Below are 17,669 nucleotides of genomic sequence, written 5' to 3' on the forward strand. Positions count from 1 at the left end.
GCACGGCCTGGGCGCGCGCCGCGCGCTCAGGCACTCTACCCCGCACACTGCCTATGCTCCGCTTCTCGAACCAGCCTCACGTACCTTCGTACTACGCCGCTACAGTCAACGACAACACGCGCCATCCCCCGCTGGACGACTCGATTACGGTCGACGTCTGCGTGATCGGCGCGGGACTGACCGGCATTTCCACCGCGCTGAACCTCGCCGAACGCGGCCACACGGTCGCGGTGCTCGAAGCGTCGAAAGTCGGCTGGGCGGCGAGCGGTCGCAATGGCGGCCAGTTGATCGGCGGCTTTGCGTGCGATATCGACACGTTCGCGAAGTTCATGCCCGCGGACGACGTGAAGCGGGTCTGGGACATGGGCCTCGAAACGCTCGACATCGTCAAGGAGCGGATCGCGAAGCATCGGATCGATTGCGATCTGACGATCGGTTATCTGACTGCGGCGAACAAACCGCGCGATACGGATGCGCTGCAAAAATGGCGCGACGAAGCGCGGCGCCGCTTCGGCTATGACCGCTTCAGTTATGTCGACGCCGACGGCATCGGCCAGTACGTGCAATCGCAGCGCTATCTCGGCGGTCTGTTCGACGCGGACAGCGGCCATCTGCATCCGTTGAATTACACGCTGGGTCTTGCACGCGCGGCGCGCGAGGCCGGCGTACAGATTTTCGAAGACAGTTGCGTGACCGCGCTGCGTGAAGAAAACGGCCGACATGTGGCCGAAACCGCGCGCGGCAAGGTGCAGGCGCAGTTCGTCGTGCTCGCCTGCAATACCTATCTCGGCCAACTCGCGCCGGACGTGGCGAGCAAGATCATGCCGGTCGGCACCTATGTGATCGCCACCGAACCGCTCGACGCCGACCGTGCCGAAGCGCTGATGCCCGCCAAAGCCGCGGTCTGCGACAGCCGCTTCGTGCTCGACTACTTCCGGCCCGCGCCGGATAATCGCCTGCTGTGGGGTGGTAAGGTCAGCTATTCGAAGTTCGCACCGCGTAACCTCGGCGAAGCGATGCGCCGCGATATGCTGAAGACCTTCCCGCAACTCGACGATGTCAAAATCGACTATGCGTGGGGCGGTTTCGTCGACATCACGATGAACCGCGCGCCGCATTTCGGGCGCCTGTCGCCCACCATTTATTTTGCGCAGGGCTTCTCCGGGCACGGCGTGAACACCACCGGTCTCGCCGGTAAGCTGATCGCCGAGGCGATCGACGGTCAGGCGTCGCGCTTCGATCTGTTCGGCAAGATCCGCCACCTCGACTTCCCCGGCGGCGCTACACTGCGCACCCCTGCCCTCGTACTCGCGATGGCCTGGTATCGAATGAAGGACCTGCTTTGATGAATGCACCGACTCCCGGCTTCAATACACTCGACCAGCGCGCCGACGCGCTGATCGCCAACTCCTACTACGAGGCCAGCGCGCCCCGTCCGGCCGCCGACGACCCCACGCTCGACGGCGTGCTGGAGGCCGACGTGTGCGTGATCGGCGCGGGTTTCGCCGGTTTGTCGGTGGCACTCGAGTGTCGTGCGCGCGGCCTTTCCGTGATCGTGCTCGACGCACACCGGCCGGGCTGGGGCGCGTCGGGCCGCAACGGTGGCCAGACGCTGGTGGGTTTCGCGAAAGACGAGGTCCTTGAGAAACAGCTCGGACTCGACGGCGCGCGCGCCGCATGGGCCATGTCGGTGGAAGGTGTGGCGCTGGTGCGCGAGCGCATTGAACGCTATGGCATCGACTGCGATTTCACGGCCGGCTATTTAACGGTGGCGACCAAACCGAAACGTGTACCCGATTTGCGAGCGTGGATGGAATCGGCGTCGCAACGTTGGGGCTACACAAAACTCTCGTGGCTCGATACCGATGAAATCCGTTCGCGAGTCGCGTCGCGTCGTTATCTCGCCGGCGTTTACGATCCGTTTTCCGGCCATCTGCACCCGCTCAAATACTGCCTCGGTCTCGCCGATGCCGCGCGCCGCGAAGGCGCACAACTGTTCGCGCATTCGCCGGTAATCGATGTGGTGCGCGGCGCGCGGCCGGTCGTGCGAACCGCGCGCGGCGAAGTGCACTGCCGCTTCGTCGCCGCATGCGGCAACGTGACGATCGGTGACGTTCTACCCGCGCCGATCGCGGCGCGCATCGCACCGATCGCGTCGTATATCGTCGCCACGGAACCGCTCGGCAAAGCACGCGCCGACGCGCTGATCCAGCAGCGCGAAGCGATCTGCGACAACAACTTCTTCCTCGACTATTTCCGTCTATCGGCAGACCACCGCGTGTTGTTCGGCGGACGTGCGAGTTCGACGGGCGCGTCGCCGGTGCAACTCGGCGCGGAGATTCGCGAGCGCATGATCGGCGTGTTCCCGCAACTCGCCGACGTGAAAGTCGACTATGCGTGGGGCGGTTTTGTCGACGTGACGCGCAATCGCGCGCCCGATTTCGGTTCGATCGATCCGAATTACTTCTACGTGCAGGGCTTTTCGGGGCACGGCGTGGCATTGACGGGAATTGCCGGGCGCGTCGTCGCCAAGGCCATGGCCGGCGAGACGGCGGCGTTCGATCTGTTTGCGCAGTTACGACACGCGCGCTTTCCTGGCGGCCCGGCGTTGCGCGGCCCCGCGCTTGAACTCGGCATGATGTATCACCGGATCCTCGAACTGTTCTAAGCGGTTTCGAAGTCCTCCAGAAATAATGCGGCGGCCGTTGCAACGACGGCCCGCTGATCGCCGTATATGGCGCTTCTTGCGTCTGCACCGCATCCAGCCCGGCATCCCCCCTGATCGACCCGCGAGCGCGCTGTCAGTCCTCTAAGCCGATGTGACTCGGCGTTTACCCTCATCGCATACTTTGTTGACTATTTATCGATAATTTATCGTGTTACATTTCCTCGCCGTCATGGGTGGCGCTACCTGTACGGGCTGACAGGTTTGATGTTCACCGCATTCGCGCTATTAATCTGCGTGACGGCCGGCGTCGCGATTACGCAGGTGTCGACCGGCGCGGCGCGATTAAAAACGTCATGGCCGCCCGCTTTACTATTTTTTATCGTCACCGCCATACTGGCGTGTCCGTTCGTATGCCGCTCCTGAGGAGGCGCCGATGACCCTTCTACTAACTCCCGAACTCGCTTCCCGATTCGCCAATCTCGCGCTCGCTCACCTCACGCGCGAGTATCCGAACAAGCTGACGCACTCGCTGGACGGTCCGCAGGACGTGCAGGGTCCGCGTGCATTGCACCCGATTTTTTACGGCAGTTACGACTGGCATTCATGCGTGCACGGCTACTGGTTGATCCTGCATCTACTCGAGCGTTTTCCCGATCTGCCGGAAGCGGCGCGTATCGTCGCCGTGGTCGATGAACATTTCACCGCGGCTAATGTGGCCGGTGAGTGCGCGTATCTTGATCTGGCGCATAACCGCGGTTTCGAGCGTCCGTATGGTTGGGCGTGGTTGCTCGCGCTCAGCGCGCAACTCGGATCGCTGAAACGCTCGGACGCCGCGCGCTGGACGAAAACTTTTGCGCCGCTGACCGAGATCTTTGTCGAACGTTTCGAAGAGTTTCTGCCGAAGGCTACCTATCCGTTGCGGGTCGGCACGCACTTCAACATGGCCTTCGCGCTGTCGCTCACACTGGATTTCGCGCGGCAAACCTCGCGTGGATCGCTTGAAGCGTTGCTCGTCAGCACAGCGGAGCGCTGGTTTCTGAACGACGTGGCCTGTCAGGCATGGGAGCCTGCCGGCGACGAGTTCCTGTCGCCTTCGCTCATGGAAGCGGAGTTGATGCGGCGCGTCCTGCCGCCGGCGCAATTCGTCGACTGGTTCGGGCGCTTTCTACCGGACATTGGTGCAAAAAAACCCGCTACGCTGTTCGAACCCGTTACCGTGACGGATCGCACCGACGGCAAGATCGCGCATCTGGATGGCTTGAATCTGAGCCGTGCGTGGTGTCAGCGCTCATTGGCGCGCGCCCTGCCCACCGGGGACATTCGCCGCACGGTGTTGTTCGAGGCGGCCGAGCAGCATTTGCATAGCGCGCTGCCGCATGTGGCGGGCGACTATATGGGCGAGCATTGGCTGGGCACGTTCGCGACGCTCGCGCTGGAAGCGTGATCGCGGAGTTGGGGTGCGAGTTGGCGTGCGAGTCGGAGTAAATTAAAGCCCCATCGCATGATCACCCGTTCGGGCGGGTAAAAAAATAGCGGCGCCCTCAGCGCGAAACGGTTCGACCTTCTACCGATTCGCGCCAGGAGCGCCGCTTTTCCATTACTGCATCAGATTGGGCGCGTTTGCTGCGCCCAGCCGGCGACCACGCCGGCTCATTGCATTACTGGCCCGTCAACTTCTTCGGCTTCGGCGGCGCCTGAACCTTGTTGTACTGGAACTCGGGCGTTGCCTTCAACGCGTCTTTCGTCGCGCCGGCCAGATAGAAATTGCCACCGCGAATATCCAGCGCGGCGATCGGCACCGCGACGTCATGCGACGCCACGCCGAGGAATCCGCCTGCGGAGACGATGGCCGCGGACAGTGAACCGTCGGGCGCCACCACCAGATCGCGCACCGTACCGATCTTCTCGTTCTGATCGTTGTACACAGCCTTGCCGAGAATGCTCTTCTTCACACTCCAGCCGCTCAACAGCGCGGTGGATTGTTCGACCGTGACGCTCAACGGCTGCGAGCCGGCGACTTGCGCCTGCGCGCCCAGGCTGGTTGCAGCAACTGCGACCGCAATCACAAGCTTGCTCAAAGTCATATCGTTTACTCCGTTCTTAGTAGACTTGACCGGCGCGGAATCCGCGCCGAAGGAATCGCTGCAGGACGATGATACAGACTGCGCGATGCGGATGCACCCAGCGTGCCAGGACGACCTGCGCATAGCGGTAAAATTATGCACGGCGATGACGCCCGCATTAGAGGTGGCAGTTTGACTGAGCTTGAACAGGGTTTCATATTGACCCGGCATTGGCGCGACACGCCCGCCGGCACGGAAGTCGATTTCTGGCTGGCAACAGACAGTGGGCCTCGTCACATCCGCTTGCGGCCGCAACCATCGGTCGCGTTCATTCCCGCCGAACATCGCGAGCGCGCCGAAACGGTGCTACGCCGCGAAGCGCCGCTCGATCTGCGTCCACTCGAATTGCGTGACTTTCAGCGTCGGCCGGTCATGGGGCTTTACTGTGCGCAATACCGGCAATTGACGGGCTTCGAAAAACGCCTGAAACAAGGCGGTGTCGACGTTTACGAAGCGGACGTTTTTCCGCCCGAGCGCTACATGATGGAGCGTTTCATCACGGCGCCGGTGTGGTTCGGCGGCGAGGCACAGAACGGCGGTCCGCTGCTGAATGCGGAACTCAAACCGGCCACGGATTACCGGCCGCCCTTGAAGCTGGTGTCGCTCGATATCGAAACCAGCGCGCATGCCGAGTTATATTCGATCGCGCTCGAAGGATGCGGGCAGCGTCAGGTGTATATGCTGGGCCCGCCGAACGGCAATGCCGACAACGTGGGCGAACTCGACTTCGACCTCGAATACTGCGAAACCCGCGCGCAGTTGCTGGAAAAGTTGAACGCGTGGCTGGAGAAACATGATCCCGATGCGATCATCGGCTGGAATCTCGTGCAGTTCGATTTGCGGGTGTTGCAGCAGCACGCCGAACAATATCGCGTGCCGTTGCGGCTCGGTCGCGGCGGTGCGGTGATGGAGTGGCGCGAGCACGGTCTCAAGCAGAATCACTTTTTTGCCGGCGCCGCAGGGCGTTTGATTATCGACGGCATCGAGGCGCTGCGTTCCGCGACGTGGAGTTTTCCGTCGTTCAGTCTCGAACACGTCTCCCGCTCGGTGCTCGGCGAAGGTAAGGCGATCGACAATCCGTATCAGCGCATGGATGAAATCCAGCGCCGCTTCGACGAGGATAAGCCTGCGCTCGCGCGCTATAACCTCAAGGATTGCGAGCTGGTCACGCGCATCTTCGCGAAGACCGAGTTGTTGCGCTTTCTGCTGGAGCGCGCCACGGTGACCGGTTTGCCCGCGGATCGCAGCGGCGGCTCGGTCGCGGCGTTCACGCATCTGTATATGCCGCGCATGCATCGGCAAGGCTACGTCGCACCGAATCTCGGTGACGTGCCGGGTGCCGCGAGCCCCGGCGGGTTCGTGATGGATTCACGGCCGGGGCTCTACGATTCGGTGCTGGTGCTCGACTACAAAAGTCTTTACCCGTCGATTATCCGCACGTTTCTGATCGACCCCGTCGGCCTCGTGGAAGGCATGCTGAATCCCGCCGACGATCAATCCGTGCCCGGCTTTCTCGGCGCGCGCTTTTCGCGCACACGCCATTGTTTGCCGTCGATTGTCGAGCAGGTCTGGCAGGGACGCGAAGTCGCGAAGCGCGAGCACAATGCCGCGCTTTCGCAGGCGTTAAAGATCATCATGAACGCCTTTTACGGCGTGTTGGGTTCGACCGGCTGCCGCTTCTTCGATCCGCGTCTCGCGTCGTCGATCACCATGCGCGGCCACGAAATCATGCACACCACACGCGAGTTGATTCAGGGCCAAGGCTATGAGGTGATTTACGGCGACACGGATTCCACCTTTGTCTGGCTCAAACACGCGCATGACGAGGAAGACGCGAGCCGCATCGGCCGCGCGATCGTCGAGCATATCAACGCGTGGTGGCGGGAGAATCTGCAAGCGCGGTTCGGCATCGATAGCGCACTCGAACTGCAGTTCGAGCGGCACTACCGGCGGTTCTTCATGCCGACCATTCGCGGCGCCGAGGAAGGCAGCAAGAAACGCTACGCCGGTCTGACGATCCGGCCGGACGGTAGCGAAGACATCGTCTACAAAGGGCTCGAAACGGTACGCACCGATTGGACGCCCCTTGCGCAGCAGTTTCAGCAGGAGCTTTACCGGCGCATTTTCAAACAGCAGCCGTATCAGGACTATGTACGCGATTACGTGCGCGATACGCTCGCGGGCAAGCTTGACGATCAACTGGTGTATCGCAAGCGCCTGCGCCGGTCGCTCGGCGACTATGAACGCAACGTACCGCCCCATGTGCGCGCGGCGCGCGTGGCCGACGAGTTCAATCGCCGCCAGGGGCGGCCGCTGCAGTACCAGAACGGCGGCTGGATCAGCTATGTGATGACCGTCGCCGGACCAGAGCCGCTGGAAACGCTGCGCTCGGCGATCGATTACGAGCACTATCTCACGCGACAATTGCAGCCTGTTGCCGATGCAATCTTGCCGCTGCTGCGCGATGATTTTACGAGGCTGGTGTCGGGGCAAAGGCAGTTGTTTTGAGGCAGTGCTAGCATCGGGCACGGTGTCATGCGATCAACAGCTGGTATCGCAGACGCCTGAGCGCGCGCCAATCTTCGAGTCGCCAGGACAATCAGTCCGCGCGCCCGTCGATAAGCGCCGTCAATGCCGGATACAGCGCACGACCCGCGGCGATGATCGGATTACCGCGCAACAGTCCGCCGTTCGCGAGGAAATCGTTCACCGTGCCGCCCGCCTCGCGCACCAGCACGATTCCCGCGAGGCAGTCCCACGAATTGATATGCGGCTCGTAATAACCGATCAGACGTCCCGCCGCGACATAGGCCAGCATCAACGCGCCCGAGCCGTTGCGAATGAACATGCCGCCGTCGCCGAGAAGCCGAACGAGAAACGGCATGAACGCCTCGGGCTTCAGCCGATGAGAAAAACCCACACCCACCAGGCCTTCGCGAACGTCACACGCCGGGCTTGCGCTTAACGGTGTTTCGCCGACAAACGCGCCGCGTCCTCGCGCGGCATGAAACAAATCACCGCTGTTCGGATCGAACACCACGCCGATAAGCGGCTCGCCGTCCACCAGAATGCCGATCGACACACACCACGCGTACAGGCCGTTCAGGAAACAACTTGTACCGTCGATCGGATCGACTACCCAGACCACCCGCTCGCTCGACAACGTAGCGGACGCGCCGGCCGCGCTTTCTTCGCCGAGAAACGCGTCGGCCGGAAACGCCTCGCTCACGGCTGTCCTGACAATACCTTCCACTTCCCGATCGGCAATGCTCACGAAGTCCTGCAAGCCCTTGTGCTCGACTTCCAGCGCCGCGCGGTTGCGGAACATCTGCAATGCCCGTTCACCAGCTTGCTGGGCGATCTCGCGCGCAAGCATATAGCGGGCGTCGAGGTCGATCGGGAGCGGTGTCGGCGATTCAATGACCGTCATGCCTGCGCTCCTGCAAGTGCCAGGCTGTGAGCTTCGAACGGCAAATCGACCCGCATTTCGCGCGAGAAAAACTGATCCAGACCATGGCACACGACAGAGCTCTCCGGGTTCCAATTGAAAGTTGTGGCTGGCGCGACGGGCACGCACTGCGTTCCAGACGCCCCTCTGTTACCTGCGCCTGCACACGCGTGCAAACATGGGCGCCGAGCATACCACGCCCGGTTAACACCCGCGATCACGTCGGTTTCTTCAGCGCCGCCAGACGGCGTTTTTTGAGGGATATACGACCTTTGCGCCATCCGCGTCGCCTTCCATAATTTGCCTCGAAGATCAAACCGGTTGCGCTTTCAACCTTCGGCTTGATCAATCACGAAGCAGAAGAAAAGGACTTAACGATGAGACTTAAGAACAAGTCAGCTTTGATTACGGGCGGTACGAGCGGCATCGGTCTGGCGACGGCCAGACTCTTCATTGCAGAAGGCGCACGTGTCGCGGTTACGGGTCGAGATAAGGCCGCATTTGAGCGCGTGAAAGCCGAGCTTGGCGAGAATGCGCTCGTTCTCAAGGGCGACGTCCGTTCGATCGAAGACATGCGGGTAATTGCCGCTGAGGTGAAAGAGAAGTTCGGCGGCCTGGATATCGTGTTCGCCAATGCGGGTTGGGCGTTCCCGTCCGCGGTCAACGACATCGACGCACAACTCTATGACGAGATCATGGACGTCAACGTCAAAGGCGTGGTGTTCACGCTTCAAGCGGTGTTGCCGGACTTGCGGGAGGGCGCCTCGGTCATTCTCAATACGTCGTTCGTTGCGCAGACCGGCAAGCATGGCATCTCGTTGACCGCAGCGGCGAAGGCCGCTGTACGGTCGCTTGCGCGCAGTTGGTCCTATGAGTTTCTCGACCGCAAAATCCGCTTCAACGCGATTGCGCCCGGCGCGATCGACACGCCCCTGCTCGGCAAATGGGGAATGCCCGACGAACAGATTCGCAGCCTCAAGACCGAGTTCGCCAAAACCATTCCGGTGGGTCACATGGGCAAGGCCGAGGACATTGCCTACGCGGCGCTCTATCTCGCCAGCGACGAATCCCGCTACGTCGTCGGCACCGAACTTGTCGTCGATGGCGGCGCCTCGCAACTTTGAGGCTTCGGCTCCCAATTCGAGAGCCCTCCACATCATTGCGGCTTCACCCACTTCCGAATAACACGCCCGTCACGCTTTTCGTGGTGGGGGCTCTTCAATCCGCTCCGACCTGGCTGCGCATGCAGAGAGGGCCGAAGCATAGGAAAAATCACTGTGACAGACCCTATCGACAACAACGCCTCCGCGGCGCAACCGATCAACACGCGCCCTTCCCGCCGCGATGTTCTCAAGCTTGGCAGTATCGCCGCACTCGGCGCCCTGCTGGGAGGTGGCGCTCTACTTGGCCGCGCCACGCCCGCTCTCGCCGAGGCGGCGAGTACGGGGACGCTTTCGCCGAGCGAATCGTTCGACATCGTCATCGCGGTTTATCCCAACGGAACGCTTCTCGATTTTGCCGGCCCCAGCGAGGTTTTTCACTGGCTGCCCAATACGAATATTCGCTACGCAAGCCTGGAGGGAGGTCCCGTGACTCTGGAATATGGCGTGGTGTATGGCAAGACCGAACGGCTCGCCGATATCGCCAAGGCCGATCTGATCATGGTTCCCGGCGGGTCCGATCTGACAGCGCCGATGCAGCCGGCGTATCAGGCGCAGATCCGGCGTCTGGCGGACGGCGCCCGATATGTGACGTCGGTTTGCAATGGATCGCTCGTGCTAGCCGCAACGGGCATTCTCAAGGGTAAGCGGAGTGCCTGCCATTGGGCCTTTATCAACGACCTGAAGGAATATGGCGCCATTCCCGTTCCGGAGCGCTTTGTCGAAGACGACAACGGCCGGTTCATGAGCGGCGGCGGCATTACGGCAGGTATCGACTTCGCACTGCGCGTCGCCGCGAAGCTACGCGGTCAACAAGTCGCCGAATTCGCGCAACTCCTGATCGAATATGATCCCGCGCCGCCGTTCCATTCCGGTCATCCCAGGGACGCTCGGCCGGAAATCGTTGCGATGGTCGAAAAAGAACTGCCCGGTGCGTCCAAAGGGCTCGCACGCATTCCGGGCATTCGCTGAAACACTTGCAGGCAATGTACGTGATGCCATATCGCTGGCCTCGATGAAGGCCGCATCCGACATTGCCTGATTCGCCGGCCCAATCGGGTGCGGCCCTCTCCCATTCACGCCAGGATTCGAATTCATTCAATGCGACAGACTCGTCTTTGTGCCGCTGCCCTTGCAGCCTGCTTCTCCCTTTTCGCCTTTGCGGCGTCCGCCACGTCCAGTGGCCCCAAAAGTCCGCCCGAGGCGGCCATTAAAGCCGAGAATGCACGATGGGCCGACGCCTTCCAGCGCGGGGATTATGACGCGATAGGCCACCTCTATACGGAAGATGGCGCACTCTTACCGCCCGGGGGCGACAGAGTCATCGGGGCCAGCGCGATCACCGAATACTTCACTAAGGGCTATGCTGGCGCCAAGCCGGATACGGTCTCCTTCAGCCATCCCGAGTTCTATGGCGACGATCGGATCGTGACTGAAGTTTCGGATACCGAGATCCGCGATCACAGTGGAAAGCTCAAATTTCGCGGCAAACAGATCCTCATCTTTCTGAAGCAGGGCAGCATCTGGAAACTGCATCGCGACATCTGGAATGGTGGCGCTCCGCTGAAATCTGACGACCATTGAGCGTGCGGCGAAAGTACTCGCGCGGCGCGGTTTGACAACGGTAGTGGGTCGCTGAAGGATCAGCGCCCCGCGTTCAATCTACTCGTGCGCCGGATCGATTGCGGCGGGTGTCCATGCAGTTTGACGAAAGCTCGCCGCATCCGTTCAGGATCGGCAAATCCCACCGCCAGAGCAATCTGTTCGATCGGCTCGCTACCATCCTGAAGGCGCAACCGCGCGGCTTCAACGCGCAAGCGCTCGACCGCCTTAGCCGGTGTTTCGCCCGTTTCCCGGCGGAATGCCCGGCCAAATTGTCGCAGACTCAATCTTGCGGCTTCGGCGAGTCGCTCGACAGGGAGCGCTTCAGCCAGATGTTCTCGGGCAAAATTCAAAGCAATGCGAATGCGATCCGACTCCGGTTCCATTTGCGACATAGCGGAGAATTGGGACTGACCGCCTGGCCGACGGTACGGAACGACCAAAAGCCTGGCGGTTGCGCGCGCAACGGTCGCGCCCATATCGGCTTCGATCATGGCGAGCGCGAGGTCTATTCCCGCGGCAATCCCCGCCGATGTCCACATGCGTCCGTCCGCTATATAAATGCTATCGCCCTCGACCTTGGTGCGAGGAAAGCGCGACTGCAATTGAGCAGCGTAGCGCCAATGCGTGGTTGCTCTCCGCCCATCCAGCAAGCCGGTTTCCGCCAGCAGAAACGCGCCCGTACATACGCTTGCCACTCGCGAGGCGTTGGCAGCCAATCGCCTGGCAGCGGTGATGTTCTCTGGTGTCTGCATCGGATCGATATCGCCGCCCACGAATACGACCGTGTCGAACGTGCGCCTCCGCGCGGGCTTCGTCTCGATAGAAAGGCCCGTGTTGCCGATAATCGGGCCTCCGGGCTGCGAGATGACATGGAGAACATAGGGAGTCTGGCCGGCGGCCATTGCCACCTGATTGAACGCCGAAAGTGGTCCGCCGAGATCCAGAGCATCGTGGCCATCGCACACGAAAAATCCAATTCGATGCGTCATGAGGGAGTTAACCGACAATACGTGGAGTGACGTATTTTACGGAGAACCCTTAGATTGCGCCATTCGAGAATTGCGTGTTCGATGTGGCGCCGAACCTATTCAAACAACAGAGCGATGTCTTCCGCGGTCTCCAGCAACTCTTCGCGCGACGCACCGTCGCGCGCCTGGATGGAGAACCCTAGCAGCACGGACGCCAGATGTCGTGCGGTGGATGCGAGCCGAGGATCCTCCAGCCATGGCGTCAGTACCGCAGCAATGTCCTGCCGAATCCCGTCACGGCGCTGCGCCAGTTCCGCGATCAGTTCGTGATGATCGGGGTGCGCGCAGAGCATGCCGCTTGACACCATGCAACTACGTTCGCCCTCTTCGGCGGTCACCGTGTCGATCGCGGCGGCCAGCAATCGGCGCACCGCATCGGCGAGCGAATCAGCCTCCTGAACGGCCGACCGGTCGACCAGGTTGAACGCTTGCGAATAGCGGTCGAGCGCGCGACGGTACAAATCGGCCTTGCTGCCGAACACACCGTACAGGCTAGGCGGCGCCACACCAATCGCCTTGGTGAGTTCGCTCATGCCCACGCCTTCGTAACCATGTCGCCAAAAAAGCCGCATAGCCGTCTCTACCGCGGTATCTTCATCGAAAGCGCGCGGCCTGCCGGTCTTACGGGGCGAAGCGGATTTCTCCGCTGGAATCGTCTGTTTCATAGCGATCATTAAAAAACACTTGACGACGCCTGTCAAGGCCACCAGAATGCCGTTTTTTAACGATCGCTAATAAACACGTATGACCAGGTCTGATTTCACTTCCACGACGCTTGTCCTCGTGCGTGGTGCATCGCACGGCGGCCTCATGATCGATATGCCGCAAGAAACAGCGGATGTGATCGAGCACGCCGGTTTCGTGGTCGGCCAATCCGCCGCGCTAGAGGAGTAGATCATGTCTTCCCCAGCCTTTTTTCCGTCGTTGCGGCGCATCGACATCGAGGCCGGTGATGTGCGGTTTGCCGGCGTGATGGGCGGCGACGGTCCGCCTTTGCTGCTACTCCGCGGTTATCCGCAGACCCACATCGCGTGGCGAAGGCTCGCTCCGGAACTCGCGAAACACGACTCGGTCGTCATTCCCGATCTGCCGGGCTACGGTGCCAGTCGGCACCGCGACATGTCGCCGCGATGGACCAAGCGACGTGTCGGCGATGCGCTTGCCGCGCTCATGACCCATCTCGGTCTTCAATAGTTAGTCATTCTTACTAAGCAATCTGTTCATTTTTTAAGGACTTTATGATGTTCACCCGAATGCTGAATTATCTGTTGACCGCCGCAGTCTCGGTGGCAAGCCTGTTGGCGATCACACCTGACGCAATAGCGGCTCCCACGAACTACATGGTCACCTCGAAGGACGGCGTCAAGCTTGCAGTTCAGGAAAGCGGCAATCCAGATGGTCCGCCGATCATTTTCATTCACGGCTTGCTCGGCAGTCGCCTGAACTGGGAAGAACAGGTGCAGAGCCCAGAATTGCGCCAGTACCGGCTCATTACGTACGATCTCCGCGGTCACGGTCTCTCGGATAAGCCGTCCGGCGCCGAGCCTTATCATGACGGGCGCCATTGGGCCGACGACCTCGACGCCGTTATTGAAGGCTCGCATGCGAAAAAGCCCGTCGTAGTCGGCTGGTCGCTGGGTGGCGTCGTGATATCCAACTACCTCGCAACCTATGGCGATCGCCATATCGCCGGTGGTGTGTATGTCGATGGCGTGGTCGAACTCGCGGCGGGTCAGATCGTCGACCATCCCGACGTCTATCGGGACATGAATTCGCCGGACCTGAAGACGCATCTCGACGGCGAACGCACTTTCGTCGGACTGTGTTTCAACCATCGGCCGGATAGCGACACGTTCAGCCGACTGCTCGCGAATGCTGCGATGGCTTCGTGGGACATGCAGAAAGAAATCCCGACGATGACGGACTTCGCCGCCGAGGGGATCAGCAAGGCGCACGTGCCTCTGCTGTTTATCTATGGCGGCCACGATGCGCTGGTCGACACGCCCAGAACACTGGCTCGCGCAGCCGCGCTGAACTCACATATCGCGACCAAGGTGTACCCCGACGCGGGCCACGCGTCGTTCGCTGAAGAACCCGATCGCTTCAATCACGATCTGGCGGAGTTCGTCAAATCGACGTCCGCAAAATAGCTCGCGGCGCCATGGCAATCGTCGCCGCTTAAGTGAAGGATCGGCGACATAGGCGAAAGCCGAAAGCCGATCGCGCTCACCGACCAATGGACGATTCCCTCTCGCCCGCTTCAACGCGGTCCTCCTGAAGCGTAGCCTGCCGCGCCGTCGCATCACGCTTCGGCGACGTGCCGAACATGCGGGCATATTCACGGCTGAACTGCGAGGGACTCTCATAGCCGACCTCAAACGAGGCCGTCTCGACATTGGCGGCACACGAAATCATCAATCGGCGAGCCTCGAGCAAGCGGAGTTGCTTTTGATACTGCAACGGTGTCAATGAAGTCAGCGCCTTGAATTGACGATGAAAAGCCGACGCGCTCATCTGCGCAATATCGGCAAGATCCTCAATTCGGACCGTTTCCCTGAAGCGACTCCGCAAGCTGTGCATGGCGCTGATCACACGGTGCGACGGTCCGTTTGCCAGCGTCAATCTGGCAACGTCGGCGCCATGCGGCCCCGTGAGAAGCCAGTAGCAAATCTCCCGCAGAATGAGCGGAGCCAGCGTGGAAATCGCCTTGGGCGTGTCGAGCAGGCGCGCGAGGCGTAGCGCGCAATCGGCCAACGGTCCCTGGAAGTCGGTCACGAAGATGCCGCGGCTCGCCTCCTCGCTGGCGAGAGGCATTGCATCCAGCTCATCCGCGACACTTCGCATGACCGCGAGATCCAGTTCGAAGGCCAGAACGAGACAAGGCTGACCGGGGCTGGCCTCGACCACACGTCCTATCGAAGGCGTCTCGACGCCGATCAGTAGAGCCTGCCCGGCACGGTAGACCAGGCGGCTGCCGCCGAACGTCGCCCACTTCGCACCCTGCGCCACGATGCATAACGCGGGCCTGGAGATCCTGTGCGCGGATTGCTTGGGGTGGTCTGATCGAAGGATGACCAGTCCGTCGATTGCCGTCATGAACGGGCTCTCTCCAGGCTGACGATCGGTATAGCGCAGAAGCGCCTCGGCCAACTGATCCGGCATCTCCGGTCTCCTTTCACGCCGCTCCTGCACCTGGCTCCGGCACGCTCGGGAGGAACGGGCAGAAACGGACAGGAATAGGCAGGAAATTGGATGGTTTCGGCATTCTCCCACCGGCATGCCGTCGACATAATAAGCCCATACGTCGACAGCAGATGACGGGATCCTAACGGGAAGTAACCTATGCCAGCCAACAAAGTCGCTATCGTCACCGGGGGCAGCCGCGGAATCGGCCGCAACGCGGTACTCCGTCTCGCCAAACAGGGCGTGCATGCCATCTTTACGTACAAGTCGAGTCGGGCGGACGCTGACGAAGTGGTTGCGCTCACCACGGAATCGGGCGCCCAGGCCATCGCGCTGCAACTCGACGTAGGCGATACGAACACGTTCGATGGGTTTGTGAACGAAGTCCGAAAAGCGCTTGCCGAACTTGGTGTCGAGCGTTTCGATTACCTCGTGAACAATGCCGGCACCTCATCCGGCGCGAGCCTCGCGACGATCACCGAAGCGGAGATGGACTCGCTCTATCAGGTCCATTTCAAGGGTGTATTGTTCCTGACGCAGAAGCTGCTTCCGCTCATCAACGACGGCGGCCGCATCGTCAATATCTCGTCGGGACTCGCTCGTGTGGCCATGCCCAATCGCATCGGCTACGGCCCGATCAAGGCGGCCGTCGAAGCCTTGACCCGCTACCTGGCGGTAGAACTGGCCCCGCGCCGGATCGTCGCCAACGTGATCGCACCGGGCGCCATCGCGACGGATTTCAGTGGCGGGATCGTCCGCGACAATCCTCAGGTCAACAAGGCGGTCGCAGATATGACAGCGCTGGGCCGCGTTGGTGTGGCAGACGACGTCGGCCCCGTCATTGCGGCGCTACTGTCCGACGATTTCGGCTGGGTCAACGCGCAGCGTATCGAAGTCGCGGGCGGCATGCATATCTAGGCGCCAGCACGTCGAAAGCGTCAGACCGCCGGGTGTCGGCCGGCGGTCTCTTTGCCTTTACTTCGAGATGACTTCCAGCTCAAGCCCCTTCGTGCGCGGTCCCATCAAACCAATCGCCAGCATCACGATCAGCATCGCGCCGGCAATAAACACGAACACACCGGTCGTGCCGAACTGCTTCAACACCGCCGCGATCAGGAACGCCGTAAAAATGGCCGAAAACCGGCTCCACGAATACACGAAGCCCACCGCCCGCGCACGAATGCTGGTCGGGAAAAGTTCGGTCTGATACGCATGGAAGCTATACGAAATGATATTGCCCGCAAGCGTCAGGCAAACCCCAAGACTCACCAGCAACACCGCGCCCGACGCCTGACTGAACCACAGCCCGCAAACAATATTCACACCGGCCATCACCACGATCACCGTCTTGCGCTCGAAGCGGTCGCCGATAAAAAGCCCGATGATGGGTCCAATCGGCGCAGCCAGTGCAATCACGCTCGAATACATCAAGCTCGTGGTGATCGTAATGCCCTGCTTGATCAGCAACGTCGGCACCCAGTTGGCGAAACCGTAAAAACCCACCGTCTGGAAGATGTTGAAGATCGTCATCATCAGCGTGCGGTTGCGGTACGGCGGCACCCACATATCGCGGAAGCTGCCGCGCGGCGCCACCGGCATCGGCGGCGCGGGCGGCGGCAATTCACGGCCGTATTCGCTGCGCACCTTCGCTTCGAGCGCGCTCATCACGCGGTCGGCTTCGGCGAGACGCCCTTGTTGCGCGAGCCAACGCGGACTCTCGGGCAACGCACGGCGAATCCACCAGACGAACAACGCACCGTGCGCGCCGATCAATACGACCCAGCGCCAGCCATCCAAACCGAGCAAGGTACGCGGCACCAGCAGATACGACAGGAACGCCACCACCGGTACGGCGGTAAAACCCACGGCCTGCTCGCAAGCGAACGCGCGCCCGCGAATCTGCTTGGGCACCAGTTCGGAGATGTAAGTACCAATCGTCACCAACTCGACGCCGATACCGATACCCGCAACGAAGCGCCAGAAGTTCAGCCCGGTAGCCGTCTCCTGAAACGCCATCACGACGTTGGCCGCGGTGTACCACAGCAGCGAATACGTAAACACCGCACGGCGTCCGAAGCGATCCGCCAGAAAGCCGCACGCGATCGTGCCGATAAACAGCCCGCTGAATAGCGCAGCGATGAAACTCGCCACCCCGGTCGAGCCGAACAGACCATGCGTGGTCGCCGTCAGCAAACCGCTTTTGACGAGGCCAGGCGCGACATAGCCCGAGTACAGCAGATCGTAGAGTTCGAAGAAGAAGCCGAGGCTCAGCAGCACGACCAGCTTCCAGATGGAACGCGTGGCCGGAAGCCGGTCGAGGCGCGCGGAAATGCTGCCGGCGTCGAGCAACGCGGCGGGGCTAGCGGTGGCCGCGTCAAAAGAGGCGACGTCGGGGCTGCGCTGTGCAGCGGACTCGGCGTGATCGGGCGATGCCATATTGTTTGTCTCCTGTGT

The 17,669-nt window shown here is 61.3% G+C and carries 17 protein-coding genes; 10 read left to right on the top strand and 7 right to left on the bottom strand.

Annotated features, from left to right (window positions below):
- The first annotated feature begins 53 nt into the window (after positions 1–53).
- The 3 genes from GGD40_RS23080 to GGD40_RS23090 all read left to right on the top strand — a co-directional run bounded on the left by GGD40_RS23080 (position 54) and on the right by GGD40_RS23090 (position 4,112).
- Positions 54–1,346 (top strand): NAD(P)/FAD-dependent oxidoreductase, encoded by a 1,293-nt coding sequence (locus tag GGD40_RS23080; protein ID WP_179745214.1) that lies wholly within the window; start codon positions 54–56, stop codon positions 1,344–1,346.
- A complete protein-coding gene (locus GGD40_RS23085) occupies positions 1,346–2,668 on the top strand; it encodes an NAD(P)/FAD-dependent oxidoreductase (RefSeq protein WP_179745215.1) in 1,323 nt (440 codons plus the stop codon). The genes GGD40_RS23080 and GGD40_RS23085 overlap by 1 nt, the downstream gene beginning before the upstream one ends.
- 433 nt (positions 2,669–3,101) lie before the next feature.
- The gene (locus GGD40_RS23090; RefSeq protein ID WP_179712729.1) at positions 3,102–4,112 is read left to right on the top strand and encodes a DUF2891 domain-containing protein; all 1,011 of its coding nucleotides are present in this window, start codon (positions 3,102–3,104) and stop codon (positions 4,110–4,112) included.
- Between the two features lie 214 nt (positions 4,113–4,326).
- Here the strand turns inward: GGD40_RS23090 and GGD40_RS23095 are convergent, their stop codons facing one another.
- The gene (locus tag GGD40_RS23095) at positions 4,327–4,752 is read right to left on the bottom strand and encodes a PRC-barrel domain-containing protein (protein ID WP_179712727.1); all 426 of its coding nucleotides are present in this window, start codon (positions 4,750–4,752) and stop codon (positions 4,327–4,329) included.
- A 171-nt stretch (positions 4,753–4,923) separates the two neighbouring features.
- Between GGD40_RS23095 and GGD40_RS23100 the strand changes: the two genes are divergently transcribed.
- A complete protein-coding gene (locus GGD40_RS23100) occupies positions 4,924–7,299 on the top strand; it encodes a DNA polymerase II (RefSeq protein ID WP_179745216.1) in 2,376 nt (791 codons plus the stop codon).
- 91 nt (positions 7,300–7,390) lie between these two features.
- On the opposite strand, the gene GGD40_RS23105 is transcribed toward GGD40_RS23100, so the two are convergent.
- Positions 7,391–8,221 carry an inositol monophosphatase family protein gene (locus GGD40_RS23105; RefSeq protein ID WP_179745217.1) on the bottom strand — a complete coding sequence of 277 codons (831 nt, stop codon included), beginning with the start codon at positions 8,219–8,221 and terminating at the stop codon, positions 7,391–7,393.
- Positions 8,222–8,616: 395 nt separating this feature from the next.
- Here GGD40_RS23105 and GGD40_RS23110 point away from each other — a divergent pair, with 395 nt between their 5' ends.
- The 3 genes from GGD40_RS23110 (at position 8,617) to GGD40_RS23120 (ending at position 10,983) form a co-directional block, all read left to right on the top strand.
- On the top strand, positions 8,617–9,363 hold the full coding sequence (locus GGD40_RS23110) for an SDR family oxidoreductase (protein ID WP_179747016.1): 747 nt from the start codon (positions 8,617–8,619) through the stop codon (positions 9,361–9,363).
- A gap of 153 nt (positions 9,364–9,516) precedes the next feature.
- Positions 9,517–10,371, top strand: a complete 855-nt coding sequence (locus GGD40_RS23115; RefSeq protein WP_179745218.1) for a DJ-1/PfpI family protein — start codon at positions 9,517–9,519, stop codon at positions 10,369–10,371.
- Positions 10,372–10,500: 129 nt separating this feature from the next.
- Positions 10,501–10,983 carry a YybH family protein gene (locus GGD40_RS23120; protein ID WP_179745219.1) on the top strand — a complete coding sequence of 161 codons (483 nt, stop codon included), beginning with the start codon at positions 10,501–10,503 and terminating at the stop codon, positions 10,981–10,983.
- A gap of 59 nt (positions 10,984–11,042) precedes the next feature.
- Here GGD40_RS23120 and GGD40_RS23125 read toward each other — a convergent pair whose 3' ends face one another.
- From GGD40_RS23125 to GGD40_RS23135, 3 genes are all read right to left on the bottom strand, one after another.
- The gene (locus GGD40_RS23125) at positions 11,043–11,993 is read right to left on the bottom strand and encodes a GlxA family transcriptional regulator (protein WP_179712717.1); all 951 of its coding nucleotides are present in this window, start codon (positions 11,991–11,993) and stop codon (positions 11,043–11,045) included.
- Positions 11,994–12,088: 95 nt separating this feature from the next.
- A complete protein-coding gene (locus GGD40_RS23130; RefSeq protein ID WP_306456596.1) occupies positions 12,089–12,706 on the bottom strand; it encodes a TetR/AcrR family transcriptional regulator in 618 nt (205 codons plus the stop codon).
- The gene (locus tag GGD40_RS23135) at positions 12,654–12,905 is read right to left on the bottom strand and encodes a hypothetical protein (protein ID WP_218901655.1); all 252 of its coding nucleotides are present in this window, start codon (positions 12,903–12,905) and stop codon (positions 12,654–12,656) included. The genes GGD40_RS23130 and GGD40_RS23135 overlap by 53 nt, the downstream gene beginning before the upstream one ends.
- Before the next feature lie 24 nt (positions 12,906–12,929).
- Between GGD40_RS23135 and GGD40_RS23140 the strand changes: the two genes are divergently transcribed.
- Both GGD40_RS23140 and GGD40_RS23145 read left to right on the top strand, forming a co-directional pair.
- Entirely contained in the window at positions 12,930–13,226 is a 297-nt protein-coding gene (locus GGD40_RS23140; protein ID WP_179712711.1) for an alpha/beta fold hydrolase, read from the top strand.
- 47 nt (positions 13,227–13,273) lie between these two features.
- On the top strand, positions 13,274–14,182 hold the full coding sequence (locus GGD40_RS23145; RefSeq protein ID WP_179747017.1) for an alpha/beta fold hydrolase: 909 nt from the start codon (positions 13,274–13,276) through the stop codon (positions 14,180–14,182).
- Positions 14,183–14,258: 76 nt separating this feature from the next.
- Here the strand turns inward: GGD40_RS23145 and GGD40_RS23150 are convergent, their stop codons facing one another.
- Positions 14,259–15,194 (bottom strand): AraC family transcriptional regulator, encoded by a 936-nt coding sequence (locus tag GGD40_RS23150; protein WP_179745220.1) that lies wholly within the window; start codon positions 15,192–15,194, stop codon positions 14,259–14,261.
- 180 nt (positions 15,195–15,374) lie between these two features.
- Here GGD40_RS23150 and GGD40_RS23155 point away from each other — a divergent pair, with 180 nt between their 5' ends.
- The gene (locus GGD40_RS23155; RefSeq protein ID WP_179745221.1) at positions 15,375–16,133 is read left to right on the top strand and encodes an SDR family NAD(P)-dependent oxidoreductase; all 759 of its coding nucleotides are present in this window, start codon (positions 15,375–15,377) and stop codon (positions 16,131–16,133) included.
- 57 nt (positions 16,134–16,190) lie between these two features.
- Here GGD40_RS23155 and GGD40_RS23160 read toward each other — a convergent pair whose 3' ends face one another.
- Positions 16,191–17,651 carry an MFS transporter gene (locus tag GGD40_RS23160; RefSeq protein WP_179745222.1) on the bottom strand — a complete coding sequence of 487 codons (1,461 nt, stop codon included), beginning with the start codon at positions 17,649–17,651 and terminating at the stop codon, positions 16,191–16,193.
- Positions 17,652–17,669: the final 18 nt, after the last annotated feature.

The sequence above is a fragment of the Paraburkholderia bryophila genome (assembly GCF_013409255.1).
Lineage (GTDB): Bacteria > Pseudomonadota > Gammaproteobacteria > Burkholderiales > Burkholderiaceae > Paraburkholderia.

Bases quoted from the DNA above. Each gene is read 5' to 3' on its own strand.
- GGD40_RS23150 (WP_179745220.1), bottom strand. From the start codon at position 15,194: ATGCCGGATCAGTTGGCCGAGGCGCTTCTGCGCTATACCGATCGTCAG.
- GGD40_RS23110 (WP_179747016.1), top strand. From the start codon at position 8,617: ATGAGACTTAAGAACAAGTCAGCTTTGATTACGGGCGGTACGAGCGGC.
- GGD40_RS23155 (WP_179745221.1), top strand. From the start codon at position 15,375: ATGCCAGCCAACAAAGTCGCTATCGTCACCGGGGGCAGCCGCGGAATC.
- GGD40_RS23095 (WP_179712727.1), bottom strand. From the start codon at position 4,752: ATGACTTTGAGCAAGCTTGTGATTGCGGTCGCAGTTGCTGCAACCAGC.
- GGD40_RS23090 (WP_179712729.1), top strand. From the start codon at position 3,102: ATGACCCTTCTACTAACTCCCGAACTCGCTTCCCGATTCGCCAATCTC.
- GGD40_RS23125 (WP_179712717.1), bottom strand. From the start codon at position 11,993: ATGACGCATCGAATTGGATTTTTCGTGTGCGATGGCCACGATGCTCTG.
- GGD40_RS23140 (WP_179712711.1), top strand. From the start codon at position 12,930: ATGTCTTCCCCAGCCTTTTTTCCGTCGTTGCGGCGCATCGACATCGAG.
- GGD40_RS23130 (WP_306456596.1), bottom strand. From the start codon at position 12,706: ATGATCGCTATGAAACAGACGATTCCAGCGGAGAAATCCGCTTCGCCC.
- GGD40_RS23085 (WP_179745215.1), top strand. From the start codon at position 1,346: ATGAATGCACCGACTCCCGGCTTCAATACACTCGACCAGCGCGCCGAC.
- GGD40_RS23080 (WP_179745214.1), top strand. From the start codon at position 54: ATGCTCCGCTTCTCGAACCAGCCTCACGTACCTTCGTACTACGCCGCT.
- GGD40_RS23120 (WP_179745219.1), top strand. From the start codon at position 10,501: ATGCGACAGACTCGTCTTTGTGCCGCTGCCCTTGCAGCCTGCTTCTCC.
- GGD40_RS23145 (WP_179747017.1), top strand. From the start codon at position 13,274: ATGTTCACCCGAATGCTGAATTATCTGTTGACCGCCGCAGTCTCGGTG.
- GGD40_RS23105 (WP_179745217.1), bottom strand. From the start codon at position 8,221: ATGACGGTCATTGAATCGCCGACACCGCTCCCGATCGACCTCGACGCC.
- GGD40_RS23160 (WP_179745222.1), bottom strand. From the start codon at position 17,651: ATGGCATCGCCCGATCACGCCGAGTCCGCTGCACAGCGCAGCCCCGAC.